Raw genomic sequence first — 14607 nt, 5'->3', positions numbered from 1 at the left:
CGGCGCTAGTCGAGCGGGCCCCGCCTACGGGTTCAGCACCGCCCGCATCACCGCCCGCGCGATCGGCGCCGCCGTCCCGCCGCCGCTGATCTCCCGCCGGTTCGCCGCCGCGTCCTCGACCACCACCGCGACCGCCACCTTCGCCTCCAGGTCCGCACCGCCCTGCGCCCAGGAGATGAACCAGGCGTACGGCGTACCGGAGTTGCCCAGCCCGTGCTGGGCGGTGCCGGTCTTGCCGCCCACGACGGCACCGGGGATCGCGGCCTTCGTGCCGGTGCCGTCCTCCACCACGCCCCGCATCAGCTCCCGCATCCGCATCGCCGTCGCCGGGTGCATGGCCCGCCGCACCGGACGCGGACCCGCCGCCGACACCGTGCCGCCGCCCGCCCGCGTGGTCCGCTCCACCAGGTACGGCTCCCGCACCTGCCCGCCGTTCGCGACGGCCGCCGCGACCATCGCCATCTGCAGGGGCGTCGCCCGGGTGTTGTACTGCCCGATCGACGACAGCGCGAGCTGCGCCCGGTCCACCGTGGTGTCGAAGGTGCTGCGCGCCACCCGGAACGGAATGTGCACGTCCGAGTCGTTGAAACCGAAGTTCTCGGCCGCCGCCCGCATCCTCGCCACCCCCGTGGTCACCCCCAGCCTGGCGAACACCGTGTTGCAGGACCAGACGAACGCCTCCCGCACCGAGGCGTCCGCGCAGCCCCTGGAGCCGTTGGTCAGCCGGGTCCTCGTCCCCGGCAGGGTGTACGGGTCGGGGGAGTCGGTCGGCTCGTCCAGGTCCCCGATCACGCCCGCGTCCAGCGCCGCCGCCGCGGTGACCACCTTGAACGTCGACCCCGGCGGATACGTCCGCTGCACCGCCCGGTTCAGCATCGGCCGGTCCGGGTCGGCGTTCAGCCGCGCCCAGGCCTCCCGCGCCGCCGCGCCGTTCCCGGACAGCAGCGCGGGGTCGTACGACGGGACCGACACCAGCGCCAGGATCCGGCCGGTCGACGGCTCCACCGCCGCCACCGCGCCCTTCCGCGAGCGCAGCCCCTCGTACGCCGCCCGCTGCGCCGCCGGATCGATCGTCGTCACCACGTGGCCGCCCGCGTTGCGGGAGCGCGTGAACTCGTTCCACAGCGGCAGCGGCGCGAGCGCCGGGGCGGCCCCGGACAGCAGCCCGTCCTCCGTGTGCTCCAGCAGCGTCGTCCCGTACGCCTGCGAGGCGAAGCCGGTCACCGGGGCGTACAGCGGCCCGTCGCGGTAGGTCCGTTCGTAGCGCAGGTGCTCCCCGGTGTCCCGTGAGCCGGTGACCGGCCGCCCGTCGACCAGGATGTCGCCGCGCGGCTGCTGGTAGCGGGCGATGGCGTCCCGGCGGTCGGCCGGGTTGTCGTCGTAGGCGCCGGCCCGCAGGACCTGGACGCGGGCGGCGTTCACCAGCAGCGCCACCAGCAGCAGGGCGCAGAAGAGCGCGGCGTGCCGGATGTGCCGGGTCACCGGAGCGCACCCCCGCCGCCGTGCCGGACGCCCCGGTCCACCGGGCGGCACTCTCCGTCGTCCTGCCGGACGTCCCGGTCCACCGGGCGGCACTCCCCGTCGTCCTGCCGGACGCCCCGGTCCACCGGGCGGCACCCCCCGTCGTCCTGCCGCCGCGCGGAGTCGCTCAGCCGGACCAGCAGCGCCACGATCGCCCAGTTGGTCACCACCGACGAGCCGCCCTGCGCCAGGAACGGCATCGCCATCCCGGTCAGCGGGATCAGCCCGGTCACCCCGCCCGCGATCACGAACACCTGGAGCGCCACGAGCGAGGCGAGGCCCACCGCGAGCAGTTGTCCGAAGGGGTCGCGCAGGGTCAGCCCCGCCCGGTAGCCGCGCTCCACCAGCAGCCCGTAGAGCAGGAAGATCGCGGACAGCCCGGCCAGGCCCAGCTCCTCGCCGGCCGTCGCCAGGATGAAGTCGGACTTGACCGCGAAGCCGATGAGCACCGAGTGCCCGAGCCCGAGCCCGGTGCCGAGCGTCCCGCCCTCCGCGAAGGCGAACAGGGACTGGGCGAGCTGGTTCGGGCCCTCGCCCGCCTCGATGGAGGCGAACGGATGCAGCCAGGTCTCGATCCTGTGGTGCACGTGCGGCTCCAGCCGGCCCACCGCCACCGCCCCCAGCGAGGCCAGCAGCAACCCCACCGCGATCCAGCCCGTGCGGCCGGTGGCGACGTACAGCAGGACCACGAACAGACCGAAGAAGAGCAGCGAGGTGCCGAGGTCCCGCTCCAGCACCAGCACGCCCACACTGACCAGCCAGACGGCGACGATCGGGCCGAGCACCCGCCCGGTGGGCAGCCGCAGCCGGCGGAAGCGGCGGCCGGCGTAGGTGAGGGCGCCCCGGTTCGCGGCGAGGTACGCGGCGAAGAAGACCGCCAGCAGCACCTTCGCGAACTCTCCGGGCTGGATGGAGAACCCGGCGACCCGGATCCAGATCCGGGCCCCGTTCACCGCCGGGAAGAGGATCGGGACCGTCAGCAGGACCAGCGCGGTGGTGACACAGACGTAGGTGTAGTCCTGGAGCACCCGGTGGTCGCGCAGCACCAGGACGACCATGGTGAACAGCGCCACGCCCAGCGTCGACCAGACCAGCTGGGTCGGGGCCGCCGGATCGCCCGGCGTCTCCAGGTCGAGCCGGTAGATCAGCACCAGGCCGACGCCGTTGAGCAGCACCCCGATGGGCAGCAGCACCGGGTCGGCGTGCGGGGCGCGCCGGCGCACCGCCAGATGGGCGGCCAGCGCGAGCACACCGAGCCCGGCGCCGTAACCGGCGGCGCCGGGCGGGACGGTGCCGTTCCTGGCGAGGCCGACGGCGCAGTAGCCGTACACCGACAGCAGGACGGCCAGGACGATCAGGGCGAGTTCGACGCCGCGGCGCCGGGGGAGGTCCGGGACGGTGGGCGTGGGCGGATCGGCCGTCGCCAGGGTGATACCGGCCTTGCTCATGTCCGGAACTTACCCAAAGAGGGGGCTTCGCGTGCTTTGCTCATCAGCACCAGCGTGGCGCGGGTCCGATGTTGTCGATGTGGGCGGCCGGGCCCCACGCCCAGGTGCCGTCCGTGAGGAGGTACCAGAGCGGGTTGCCGTCCACCTTGTCGCCCGGGACCTTGCAGAAGATCGAGACGACGTCGCCCCTGTGGGCGTACCGGATGATCTGCGAACCCCGGTTCGGGGCGCTGCGCAGGGCCAGGGACGGCGCCGTGACGACACCCTTGTACTGGCCCTGGTTGCCGTGGTTGCCGCCGGCCGGGTTGACGAAGCCGCCGTTGCCGGCCTGCTGGTTTCCGTTGTTGCCCGGCTGGTTTCCGTTGCCGCCCTGCTGGCCGGCGTTGCCCTGTTGGTTTCCGTTGCCGCCCTGCTGGTTGGCGTTGCCGTTTCCGTTGCCGCCCTGCTGGTTGCCGTTTCCGTTCTGCTGGTTGCCGCCGCCCTGCTGGCCGGCGTTTCCGTTTCCGTTCTGCTGGTAGTTGCCACCCTGCTGGTTGGCGTTTCCGTTACCGCCCTGCTGGTAGCCGCCGCCTTGCTGGTTGCCGTTTCCGTTGCCGCCTTGCTGGTTTCCGTTGCCGTTCTGCTGGTTGCCGCCGCCCTGCTGGCCGACGTTTCCGTTGCCGCCCTGCTGGTAGCCGCCGCCTTGCTGGTAGCCGTTACCGCCCTGCTGGTAGCCGCCGTTCTGCTGGTTGCCGTTGCCGTTGCCGTTGCCGTTGCCGCCCTGCTGGCTCCAGTTCCCCTGGACGCCGCCCTGGTTCGGGTCGTCGGCGGCTACGGCGGGGGCGACGGCGGCCGCGGCCATGAGGGCCCCGGCGGCGAGAGCTATGGGCAGACGGCGGGTGAGCGGGGGGCGCAGGGACATGACAGTACCTCCACATGCGGATGAACGGGTCGAAGGAGACTTATCGCCACACTAGGAGCGCCCCTGCGCACCCGCCCGCCCTGCTGCGCCATCGGGACGGCGCCATCCGCCCCGCCTACTCCGTCAGCTCCTCCAGCAGCCGTGCCGTGGGCAGCCCGGCGCGGAGGTAGTCGACGAACAGGTCGTTGTGCAGGGCCCAGGACGAGCGGCGGGAGCGGATCAGCCGGATCGCCGCCTCGGCGGTCCTGCCCTGCCGCACCAGCGCGTGCGCGACCACCAGGCCCGAGCGGTTGTACCCGTGGTAACAGCGCACGAGGACCGTACGGCCGCCGTCCAGCGCCTCGCACGCCGCCTCGGCCAGCCGGATCACGCCCGCGAGCTGCGTCCCGTCCAGCGGCCCGTCGGGGATCGGCCACACCTGGTGCTCGACCCCGGGATCCGGCCCGTGCCCGGGCAGCCGCAGCAGCGTCTGCACAAGATCGAACTGCCGGTTCACCACGGCGAACTCCAGCCGGCCGGAAAGACCCCGGAACTCGTGCCCGCCCATCCACAGGCCGGGCACGATCTCGTTCCACGGACTGTCCGGAGCCGGTACGTCGGGTTGCTTCCCGCGGGTACGCAACGGCGCCTCCCCACCCTCACCGCCCAACTCCTCTCAAGGTAACCGGCTTCTTGCCCTGGAGCACCCCGCCTGTTCCCATGGACGTGGGGTGAGAGTGCATGGACGGACTGCGCGTCATACCGACCTGGCGGCACGGCCGGGAAAGGCTCTACGTCTGCCTCCCCGACGGCAGGAACCTCGCCTGGTACGACCGTGAGGCGGCCAGGGTGAACCTGCTCGGCGAGGAGCACGAGGAGGACGTGCTCACCGCACTGGGCCCCTTCCTCACCGGCCCGGTCTCGGTCGGCCCGCCCCCGGTCCCCACCCCCGCCGAGCTGGCACGTCTCACCCTGCACCCCGACGACGACCTCGCGCCGAACCGCCCCGGCGAGGCCCTGCTGATCGACCTCGACCGCGACCCCGGCCCGCCCCGCCGTCTCCGCCCCGACCCGCGTCGCAGGGCGCTCACCGCGGAGCAGGCGGTGGGCGAGGCCCTGGACCGCATGGACGGCGCCGGCTGGCACACCCTGCACTCGATTCCGCTGCCCGGCGGCGACCGCGTCCACCACCTGCTGATCGGCCCCGGCGGTCTGTACGCCGTCCACGCCCTGTACGCCCACAGGCAGCGGGTGACGATCGCCGACCCCCTGGTCGGCCTGGGCCGCCATGAACCGCGCCCCCTGCTGCGCCGGGTCCGGGCCGACGCCGACCGCGCCTCCCACGCCCTGACCGCCGAGGTCCGTCCGGTGCTCGTCCTGGTCGGCGCGTCGGCCGTGACGGTCCCGGCCCCGCCCCGCGAGGTGCGCGTCCTGACGGACGCCGACCTGGAGAACCTGACCCGCACGGGCGGAGTCCTGAAACCGGCCGACATCGAGGCCCTGCACGCGATGGCCCGGGACCGGAACACCTGGGCCCGGCTGTGACCGGCCGGGGCGACGGGGACGGCTTCCCGTGAGCGTCACGAAGCGATCGGACCCGGCCCCGCGGGCGTCACGGGACGCACTGGTGCGCACCGGGGTGAGCTGAGGGCGCGGACTCCGGGCAGCCCGGTGCGCCACCTCCCCCGGACGGCCGAGCGTGAGCCGTCACCCCCGTCTCGGTGACGAGCATCATAGGATGGAAATCTCGCGCAAAATGTGACAAATGCCCCGACTGTGACCGGTGGGCGACCGGAAAGGTGCCGCACATGAGATCCATCTGGAACGGCGTGATCTCGTTCGGCCTGGTCAGAGTCCCGATCAAGCTCGTGAACGCCACCGAGAGCCACGCGGTCCCCTTTCGTGAGATCCACACGGAGGACGGCGGCCGGATCCGCCACCGCAAGTTCTGCGAGCTGGAGGACCGCGAGGTCACCGCTCAGGAGATCAGCAGGGGCTACGAGGAGGCGGACGGCACGATCATCCCGATCACCGACGAGGACCTGGCCCACCTGCCGATCCCCACCGCCAGGACGATCGAGATCGTCACCTTCGTACCCGAGGAGCGGATCGATCCGCTCCAGCTGGGCGCCGCGTACTACCTGGCGGCGGGCAGGGCGCCGGCCGCCAGACCGTACACGCTCCTGCGGGAGACCCTGAAGCGCGGCAACCGGGTGGCCATCGTGAAGTTCGCGCTGCGGGGCAGGGAGCGCCTGGGCATGCTCCGCGTGGTCGGCGAGGCGATCGCCCTGCACGGTCTGCTCTGGCCGGACGAGGTCCGCGGTCCCGAGGGGATCGCCCCCGACGCGGACGTCACCCTCCACGACAAGGAGCTGAGCCTCGCGGACGCCCTGAGGGACGCCCTCGGCGAGGTCGGCCTGGAGGGCCTGCGCGACGAGTACCGCGAGGCGGTGGAGGAGGTCGTCGCCGCCAAGATCTCCGGCGAGGCCCTGCCCGAGGCGCCCGAACCGGAGCGCGGCGTCGAGGTCCTGGACCTGACGACGGCCCTGGAACGGAGCGTCCGCGCGGTCCGCGGTGAGCCGGAGGGGGCCGGGACCGAACGGCTGCCGCGGCGCAGGACGACCCGCTCGTCCCCCAAGGGGACCGACGGCGGGAAGTCCACGTCGACGGCGGAGAAGAAGACGGCGTCCTCCGCGCGGAAGCCGGCGCCGAAGACGGACCGGGCCGAGAAGAGGGCGACAGCGAAGGAGACGGCCAAGAGCGCGGCCGGGAGGACGTCCCCGAAGAAGACCCCGGAGAAGAAGGCGGCCTCCCGCAAACACTCGGCCTGACCCGCCGCGAAGGCCGCCCGCACGACGGCGCCACGAGGCGGCGTACGGGACGGCCCGCGGGGGACGAGACGGAACAGCCCCGGCACCGGCCGCCCGTCCGCGTCGACGCAGCGGGACCGGACGCACCGTCGTACAGGGAAGCCGACGTCCTTCCGCGGAATCCGCCACCACCGCGCGCACGCCCGCACCGGCGTGCGCCGCGCCGACTCCCCGGCACCTCCGGCGTCTTCGGCGTCTTCGGCGAGCAGCCGCGCGGAGAGGGGAGCGCGCCACGTCCGTGACGGCGGGCCGATGGATCCCGGCACCCGTGTTCGACGTCTTCCTCCAGGGTTGTGCTTCGATGTGCGCGACCTGCGGAACCTGTACGCATGGCGGGGACGGCCGGGTTGCACGGGACATCCGAGACACCGGTGGAGGGCATGACCGAGGAAGAGTTCGACGCTTTCTACGCGGCCGCGTTCCCCCGCCTGACCGGGCAGTTGTACGCCTTCACCGGGGACCTCGGCGAGGCCCAGGACGTGGTGCAGGAGGCGTTCGTACGGGCCTGGGACCGGCGTCGGAAGCTGCTCGCCGACGAGGCGCCCGAGGCATGGGTGCGCACCGTCGCCATGCGCCTCGCGGTGAGCCGCTGGCGCCGGGCGAGACGCTGGCTGGAACTGGTGCGGCACACCCCGCCGCAGGAGACGACCCCCGGTCCGGGCCCCGACCGCACCGCCCTGGTCACGGCACTGCGCGAACTGCCGGAACACCAGCGCATGGCGATCGTCCTGCATCACCTGTGCGACCTCAGTGTCGAACAGGTAGCCTCCGAGACCGGCGCGCCCGTGGGCACGGTCAAGGCCAGGCTGTCCCGCGGACGGGCGGCACTGGCCAGACACCTGGCGGTGGACGAGGCCGAGGAGCCGGCCTGGAGGGAGGACGGCCGTGTCGGATGAACTCGCCGATGCCCTGCGCGAGTTGGCCGCACAGCACGAGACCCCGCCACGCGTCGGCGCCGCGGAGGTCCGCGACCGCGCCGGGCGCCGCTCCCGCCGCCGCAGGGCGACCGCCGTACTCGGCACGGCGGCCACGGCGGCCTGTGTGCTGACGGCCGTCGCGTTCGCCCTGCGCACCGGGGAACCCGGCCGGGACGACCGGACCCCGGCCGCGGCGTCGGACGCCCTCACCCCCACCCCGGCCCCGGGCACGGCGACCCTGGCCCCCGCCCCCACCGGCGTCCTGGACCTGGGCCGTCACACCCTCACGGTCGGCGGGCGCGTCATGCGCGTCGACGCGCACTCCCTGCGCCGGTTCCCGCCCGGCAGCCGGCTGACGGTGGTCGCCAAGGCCGACACCGAGCTGCTGCGGCTCGGGAGCCGCACCGGCTCCGGCACCGAGATCAAGGTCCCGTACCTGGTGGAGTTGCGCACCTCGGACCGGCGACCGGTCTACGCGGGCGCCCTCGCCTTCGACGCCAAGGCGCTCGCCGCCCTCTCCGCCGGGACGCGCTGGCTGGGCATGAGCCCCGCGGACGCGAAGTGGTTCCACACCCGGGCGCGGGCGGGCGACCGCATCGAGATCACGTCGGCGGTCACCCCGGGTACGGCGGGCACGGCGGGTACGGCGGGCACGGCGGGGACGGCCACCGCGCCGACGGTGGCGGAGACGGCGGCGACCCCGGGGACCGCGGACCGCACCGGCACACCGGGAACCGCGGACCGCGTCGGGACCCCGCGGACCGCAAACCGCGCCGCGACCCCGGGAGCCGGGGGAGACACGGGAGACACGGGAGACACGGGAGACTGACCTCCGCCCACCGGCCCCCTCCTCACCCACCACCGGCCTCCCTCTCCTCACCCACCTGGGATTTCCCCCTCCGGCGACCCATCCACGGCCCCCGCAGAATCGGATTACGCCCAGAGACGTCCCGACCGCGGAGGGCCCCACGTGAAAGAAGCAGTCCATATCGGCAGAAACCCTTCGTGGGAGCCGGATCTCCAGGAACTGGTGGGTCGCGTCGCCCTCGGCGACGAGGAGGCGTTCGCCTCGGTCTACGACCGGGTGGTGAGCCCGGTCCTCGGAGTCGTCCGCTCCGTACTGCGGGATCAGGCCCAGTCCGAGGAGGTGGCCCAGGAGGTCCTGGTCGAGGTGTGGCGCACGTCCCCCGCGTACCGCCCCGACCGCGGCACCGCCATCAACTGGATCCTCACCCTGGCCCACCGCCGCGCCGTGGACCGGGTGCGGTCCGTCCAGGCCGCGGCGGCCCGCGACCACAAGGCCGCCTCCCTGGCCCGGATGCCCGAGTACGACGAGGTCGTCGAACAGGTCGAGGCCCGCATCGAGCGCGAGCAGGTGCGCCGCTGCCTGCGCACCCTCACCGAGATCCAGCACCAGGCCGTCACCCTGGCCTACTACCGCGGCCTGACCTACCGCCAGGTGGCGGAGGCGCTGACGCTTCCGCTGGGCACGGTCAAGACCCGGCTGCGCGACGGCCTCATCCGGCTCCGCGACTGCCTGGGGGTGACCGCGTGACCACCGCCGACCTGCACCGGATGACCGGCGCCTACGCCCTGCACGCCCTGCCCGACGACGAACGCGAGAGCTTCGAACGCCACCTCGCCGACTGCGAGCCGTGCGCCCAGGAGACCGCCGAACTCGCCGCCACCGCCGCCCGCCTGGGCCTCGCCCTCTCCGCGCCGCCCCGTCCCGCGATGCGGGACCAGGTGCTGCGCCGCATCACCACCGTCCGGCAGCAGCCGCCCGGCCCGCCGGCCGCTCCCCGCCCGGGCCGTACGGCCATGCGGGCGCACCGGCTGTCCCGCTGGGCGCTGGCCGCCTGTCTGGCGGCGGCCGCCGCGTTCGGCGGCACGGCCGTCTGGCAGTACGAACGCGCCGAGGACGCCCGCGAACAGGCCCGCCGCGCCGAACGGGGCACGGAGGAGATCGCCGCCGTACTGGCCGCCCCGGACGCCACGACCCGGGCGGCCGCCCTGGGCGACGGCGCCACCGGCACCGTCGTCGTCTCCCGGGACCGGGACCGGGCGGTGTTCGTCGCCTCCGGGATGGCGAGCCCGTCCGGCGGCAAGGTCTACCAGCTCTGGTTCGACGACGGCGGCACCATGCGGTCCGCGGGCCTGATGGACCCCGGCCGCGCCGACCAGGCGGTCCTGATGAAGGGCGCCGTCGACGGCGCGTCCGCCCTGGGCATCACCGTCGAACCCGAGGGCGGCTCCCGCCGGCCGACCTCCGCCCCGATCGCCCTGATGGAACTCCCCACCTGAATCCGTTGCCGGAACGCCCGCGGATGGGTCCGGATCGCCCGGAAAAAAAGATTCACCGAATCGGGTGAGCGACCAATCCGCCGGCCTTTCCGGACCGGATTCCCCACGTGACCGACGACGAGAAGAGAACGCGACACCTCCTGGGTGCGCTGAGCGGAGTACTGGCCGGATTCTCCGCGCTCGCCGTCGCCGAACCGGTGGCGGCCCTGCTGCGCCCGCAGGCCGGCCCGGTCCTGGTGGTCGGGGGTGCGGCGATCGACCGCACGCCCGCCGCCGTCAAGGACTGGGCGATCCGGCAATTCGGCACCGACGACAAATTGGTGCTGCAACTCGGAATCCTCTCCGTACTGACCCTGTTCGCCCTCGCGCTGGGAATTCTGGCACTGCGGTTCCGGCGTTCCGGTGCGGCGGGAGTCCTGCTTTTCGGAGCGATCGGCGCAGCCGCGGCCGTGAGCCGCCCGGACTCGGCCGGCCCCGTCGACGCACTGCCGTCGCTCGTGGGAGCGGTGGCCGGAGCGGCCGTCCTGTTCCTCCTCGTCGGCCGACTCCGGGGCCCCGGTGCGGACGACGGGTCCCGGCCGGGGGACTGGGACCGGCGGGGCTTCCTGCTCGCGGCCACCGCCGCTGCCGCCGCCTCCGCCGGGGCCGGCGCCCTGGGCCGCGTGCTCCGGGGCGCCGGCCGCCGGGACGCGGCCGCCTCACGCGACGGCATCGTGCTCCCGGCCCCCGCCTCACCCGCCCCCGCGGTCCCACGGGGCGCCCGGCTCCGCATCCCCGGCATCAGCCCGTTCACCACCCCGAACGGCGACTTCTACCGCGTCGACACCGCGCTGACCGTCCCCCGGGTGGACGCCACCGCCTGGCGGCTGCGCATCCACGGCAAGGGCGTCACCCGTCCGGCCACCCTCTCCTTCGACGACCTGCTCCGCCGCGCCCTGGTCGAGCGCGACATCACGCTCACCTGCGTCTCCAACGAGGTCGGCGGCCCTTACGTGGGCAACGCCCGCTGGATCGGCGTACGCCTGTCCGACCTGCTCGCCGAGTGCGGGGTGGCACCGCCCTCCCGGGGCGGCCCGGCCGACCAGCTGGTGGCCCGCTCGGTGGACGGCATGACGATCGGCAGCCCGGTCGAGGACCTCATGGACGGCCGTGACGCCCTGCTCGCCCTCGGCATGAACGGCCGCCCCCTCCCCTTCGACCACGGCTTCCCGGTCCGCATGGTGGTGCCCGGCCTGTACGGCTACGTCTCCGCCTGCAAGTGGATCGAGGACATCGAACTCACCACGTTCGACGCCTACGACGCCTACTGGGTCAAGCGCGACTGGGCCCGCCGGGCACCGGTCAAGACCCAGTCCCGGATCGACACCCCGAAGCCCTTCGCCCGCCCGAAGGCCGGCCCGGTCATGGTCGCCGGGGTGGCCTGGGCGCAGCACCGCGGCATCGACCGGGTCGAGGTCCGCGTCGACGACGGCCCCTGGCGGGAGGCCCGGCTGGCGGCCGAGGACTCGCGCGACACCTGGCGCCAGTGGTCCTACGCCTGGCAGGCCCCCAAGGGCACCCACACCCTCACGGTCCGCGCCACCGACCGCACCGGCGAGACCCAGACCGAACGCCGCACCCGCACGGTCCCCGACGGCGCGAGCGGATGGCACTCGGTCGTGGTGACCGTCGAGTGACCCCCTGAGCTCTCTGCCCCCCTTTGAAATCAGCAGTTCCCACCACAGGAGAAACAGAAATGAACCCCCGTATCCGCCGCATCGCCCTCACCCTCACCGCGGCCGTCACCCTGCCCCTCGCCCTGAGCGCCTGCTCCGACGACGGCGGCGACTCGGCCGCGTCGGACTCCTCCGGCAAGGCGACGGCGTCCGCGCCGGCCTCGAAGCCCGCGTCCGGCGAGGGCATGGGCGGCGCCACCCCGGCGGACGCGCCGTTCGGCCCGGCCTGCGCCTCGGTGCCCGAGGACGGCGCCGGTTCCTTCGACGGCATGGCCCAGGACCCGGTGGCCACCGCCGCGTCCAACAACCCGGCCCTGTCCACCCTGGTGACCGCGGTGAAGAAGGCCGGCCTGGTCGACACCCTCAACAACGCCGAGGACATCACGGTGTTCGCCCCCACCAACGACGCCTTCGCGAAGATCCCGAAGGACACCCTGGACAAGGTGCTGGCCGACAAGGAGCAGCTCACGAACATCCTCACCTACCACGTGGTCGGCCAGCGGCTCGCCCCCGAGGACCTGGAGAACGGCTCCTACGAAACCCTGCAGAAGACCAAGCTGACGACGTCCGGCGCGGACGAGGACTACACCGTCAACGACTCCGCGAAGGTGGTCTGCGGCAACGTCAAGACCGCCAACGCCAACGTCCACATCATCGACACGGTCCTGATGCCCGCCTCCTGACACCCCACCACACCCGTCCCGGACGCCACGCGACAAGGCGCTCGGGGCGGGCTTCCGCACCGGACAGGACGATCCCCGGCGTCAGACCTTGATGACGGTGGCGCGCGCTCCGCAGAACGCGGTGATGTCCTCCGGGTCCGAGGTGAGCACGGTGACGGGCCCGGGAGCGGCCAGGGCGGTCGCGCTGAGCATCGCGTCGATGGCGTACTTGTGGCCGTGCAGTCCGGTGTCGGCGAGCAGGGCGGCGGCGTGGCGGGCGATCGGCTCGGTGACGGGTTCGACGACGAGGCGGGAAAGGGTCCATTCCAGGGCCGGGCGGTTGATGCGAGGGTGAACGACCTCCACGAGCGTCGCCGTGGACGTGATCACCCGCAGGTCGTCGGCACGGGCGAGGGCGAGCCAGGCGGTGACCGCGCGGTCGCGGAGTACGGCCTTGGCGAGCCCTTCGCTGTCCAGCACCAGCGTGCCGCCCGGGACGGCGGGGGAGCGGCTCACGCGGCGTTCGCTCCGCCCGGCGTCTGCTGCTGCCGGGCCTGGTGGAGTTGATCGCGCAGGGCCAGGATCTCGTCCTCGGTGACGGGCCCGTGCTCGGCTTCGGCGACGGCGATGAGTTCGTTCAGATTGTCGCGTTCGATCTGGCGGGTGACAGCGGCGGCGACATAGGCGGACAGCCCCGACGGACCACTGCGGGCCTTGGCCGCTTCGGCGATGTCACGCGGCATGGTGATCGAATACTTACCGGTAGGCTCACTCATGCTACTCATCCTACCTCTGACCCTACCGGCTGGGTCGGGATGCCGGTTCCTCGGGAATCCCTTCATGAACTCGGTCATCACCAGGATCGAGAGGCTCCACGCTGCCATCGGCACGATCGTGCCGACCAGTGAGCCGACCGGCCTGATGTGCAGCACCGGCAGATCCGCCGGCAGCACGAGCGGGTGGGCGCGAGTCACGGGACGCCCACGTACGGCACCATGTGCCGTATGGCCGACAACCGGATCGTGAACACCCACCAGTCCGAGGCGTGGAACGGCTACGAAGGCCGGCACTGGGCCGACCACCAGTCGCGCTACGACGCCCTCAACGACCCCACCAACGCCCCACTCCTGTCCGCCGCCCGCATCCGGGAGACGGACAGCGTCCTGGACATCGGCTGCGGCAACGGACACCTGACCCGGCTGGCCGCCCGCACCGCGGACCACGCCGTGGGCGTCGACCTGTCGGCCCCCATGCTGGAGCGCGCCCGCGCGAGCGCCGCCGCGCAGCACCTCACCAACGTCACCCACCTCCGGGCCGACGCCCAGGTGCACCCGTTCGAGCCCGCGACCTTCGACGTCGCCCTGAGCCGCTTCGGGATCATGTTCTTCGCCGACCCGGTCGCCGCGTTCGCGAACATCGGACGCGCCCTGCGCCCCGGCGGACGCCTGGCCTTCGTCTGCCCGCAGTCCGTCGACCGCATGGACCAGTCGGTGATCTTCGCGGCGGTGGCCGAGCACGTGACCCTGCCCGACTTCTCCCAGAAGACGGAAACCGGCCCCGCCGCCTTCGCGGACCCGGAACGCACCACACGCGTCCTGGGAGGAGCCGGGTTCGAAGCGATCGAGGTCGAACCACTCGAAGTGCCGCAGATGTGGGGCACGGACGCGACCGACGCCGCCACCTTCCTCTTCGGCTGGGGCCCGATGCGCCACTGGCTGCGCGACGCCGCCCCCGAGGCCGTCGACCGCGCCCGCCGGGCCGCCACCGACGCCTTCCGCGCCTACGAGACGGAGGACGGCGTACGCCTCACGGCCCGCCACTGGCTGGTGACCGCGACCTGGCCGGGACCCGCGTGACCCACCGGACCGCGGACCCCCGCTCCGCCCGGCGCCCGGTCAAGCGGGCGGTGACCAGGCTCCCGGGCCGCACTTCTGCGACACCGCCCGGTCACCTCCGGTGCCGCCCGGCCGGGCGCAGAGGGCGTTCCCCCTGCTGAGGCCTGGCCTCCCGGGCGGCCCGGGGCACGCCGGACCGCCGTCACGAACGGCGACCGGCCGCCTTGGGCCGCACCGCACCCGCATGCGGGAACGATTCCGGACCGTCCTCCGGGTGGAGATACTCGTGGTCCCCGAAGTCCGGGGCGCGGAAGGGCTGCGTCGCCGGAGGCGGAGCCACTGCGGAAGCAGGGCGAGGGGCTCCTTCCGGAGCGGAGAACTGCGAGGTCAGGTCGATGAGAGGCTCCCATTCATGACGAGCCCCTGGGGACCCGACGTACTGTGACAGGACACAG

15 protein-coding genes are annotated in these 14607 nt (G+C 73.3%); 9 read left to right on the top strand and 6 right to left on the bottom strand.

Going from position 1 to position 14607, the window contains the following annotated elements; all coding sequences use genetic code 11:
- Window positions 1-24: 24 nt before the first annotated feature.
- From ACFY3N_RS00605 to ACFY3N_RS00590, 4 genes are all read right to left on the bottom strand, one after another.
- Window positions 25-1482, bottom strand: a complete 1458-nt coding sequence (locus ACFY3N_RS00605) for a penicillin-binding transpeptidase domain-containing protein (protein ID WP_390814463.1) — start codon at window positions 1480-1482, stop codon at window positions 25-27.
- Complete coding sequence (locus tag ACFY3N_RS00600; protein ID WP_390814462.1) at window positions 1479-2969, bottom strand: FtsW/RodA/SpoVE family cell cycle protein; 1491 nt, start codon at window positions 2967-2969, stop codon at window positions 1479-1481. Before ACFY3N_RS00600 ends, ACFY3N_RS00605 begins: the two co-directional genes overlap by 4 nt.
- A gap of 43 nt (window positions 2970-3012) precedes the next feature.
- Window positions 3013-3870, bottom strand: a complete 858-nt coding sequence (locus tag ACFY3N_RS00595) for an SH3 domain-containing protein (protein ID WP_390814461.1) — start codon at window positions 3868-3870, stop codon at window positions 3013-3015.
- A 115-nt stretch (window positions 3871-3985) separates the two neighbouring features.
- Window positions 3986-4492, bottom strand: coding sequence for a protein phosphatase (locus ACFY3N_RS00590; RefSeq protein WP_390814460.1), 507 nt, complete (start codon window positions 4490-4492; stop codon window positions 3986-3988).
- 98 nt (window positions 4493-4590) lie between these two features.
- Between ACFY3N_RS00590 and ACFY3N_RS00585 the strand changes: the two genes are divergently transcribed.
- From ACFY3N_RS00585 to ACFY3N_RS00550, 8 genes are all read left to right on the top strand, one after another.
- The gene (locus tag ACFY3N_RS00585; RefSeq protein WP_390814459.1) at window positions 4591-5394 is read left to right on the top strand and encodes a nuclease-related domain-containing protein; all 804 of its coding nucleotides are present in this window, start codon (window positions 4591-4593) and stop codon (window positions 5392-5394) included.
- Window positions 5395-5657: 263 nt separating this feature from the next.
- Window positions 5658-6680, top strand: a complete 1023-nt coding sequence (locus tag ACFY3N_RS00580; RefSeq protein ID WP_390814458.1) for a Ku protein — start codon at window positions 5658-5660, stop codon at window positions 6678-6680.
- Between the two features lie 419 nt (window positions 6681-7099).
- Window positions 7100-7615, top strand: a complete 516-nt coding sequence (locus ACFY3N_RS00575; RefSeq protein ID WP_390814457.1) for a SigE family RNA polymerase sigma factor — start codon at window positions 7100-7102, stop codon at window positions 7613-7615.
- Window positions 7605-8465 (top strand): hypothetical protein, encoded by an 861-nt coding sequence (locus ACFY3N_RS00570; protein WP_390814456.1) that lies wholly within the window; start codon window positions 7605-7607, stop codon window positions 8463-8465. Before ACFY3N_RS00575 ends, ACFY3N_RS00570 begins: the two co-directional genes overlap by 11 nt.
- A 141-nt stretch (window positions 8466-8606) precedes the next feature.
- The gene (locus tag ACFY3N_RS00565; protein WP_390814455.1) at window positions 8607-9191 is read left to right on the top strand and encodes a sigma-70 family RNA polymerase sigma factor; all 585 of its coding nucleotides are present in this window, start codon (window positions 8607-8609) and stop codon (window positions 9189-9191) included.
- Window positions 9188-9940, top strand: a complete 753-nt coding sequence (locus ACFY3N_RS00560) for an anti-sigma factor domain-containing protein (protein ID WP_390814454.1) — start codon at window positions 9188-9190, stop codon at window positions 9938-9940. Before ACFY3N_RS00565 ends, ACFY3N_RS00560 begins: the two co-directional genes overlap by 4 nt.
- A 107-nt stretch (window positions 9941-10047) precedes the next feature.
- Entirely contained in the window at window positions 10048-11616 is a 1569-nt protein-coding gene (locus ACFY3N_RS00555) for a sulfite oxidase (protein WP_390814453.1), read from the top strand.
- Between the two features lie 59 nt (window positions 11617-11675).
- Entirely contained in the window at window positions 11676-12338 is a 663-nt protein-coding gene (locus ACFY3N_RS00550) for a fasciclin domain-containing protein (protein WP_390814452.1), read from the top strand.
- 81 nt (window positions 12339-12419) lie between these two features.
- Here the strand turns inward: ACFY3N_RS00550 and ACFY3N_RS00545 are convergent, their stop codons facing one another.
- Both ACFY3N_RS00545 and ACFY3N_RS00540 read right to left on the bottom strand, forming a co-directional pair.
- On the bottom strand, window positions 12420-12833 hold the full coding sequence (locus ACFY3N_RS00545) for a type II toxin-antitoxin system VapC family toxin (RefSeq protein WP_390814451.1): 414 nt from the start codon (window positions 12831-12833) through the stop codon (window positions 12420-12422).
- Window positions 12830-13093, bottom strand: a complete 264-nt coding sequence (locus tag ACFY3N_RS00540; protein ID WP_390814450.1) for a CopG family transcriptional regulator — start codon at window positions 13091-13093, stop codon at window positions 12830-12832. Before ACFY3N_RS00540 ends, ACFY3N_RS00545 begins: the two co-directional genes overlap by 4 nt.
- A gap of 228 nt (window positions 13094-13321) precedes the next feature.
- Here ACFY3N_RS00540 and ACFY3N_RS00535 point away from each other — a divergent pair, with 228 nt between their 5' ends.
- Complete coding sequence (locus ACFY3N_RS00535; RefSeq protein ID WP_390814449.1) at window positions 13322-14173, top strand: class I SAM-dependent methyltransferase; 852 nt, start codon at window positions 13322-13324, stop codon at window positions 14171-14173.
- The last annotated feature ends 434 nt before the right edge of the window (window positions 14174-14607 follow it).

Origin of the sequence: Streptomyces sp. NPDC000348, from assembly GCF_042898795.1 — a bacterium.
Taxonomy (GTDB): domain Bacteria; phylum Actinomycetota; class Actinomycetes; order Streptomycetales; family Streptomycetaceae; genus Streptomyces.
The sequence above is the reverse complement of the archived record's forward strand: the minus strand, read 5'-3'. Positions and strand labels throughout refer to the sequence as shown.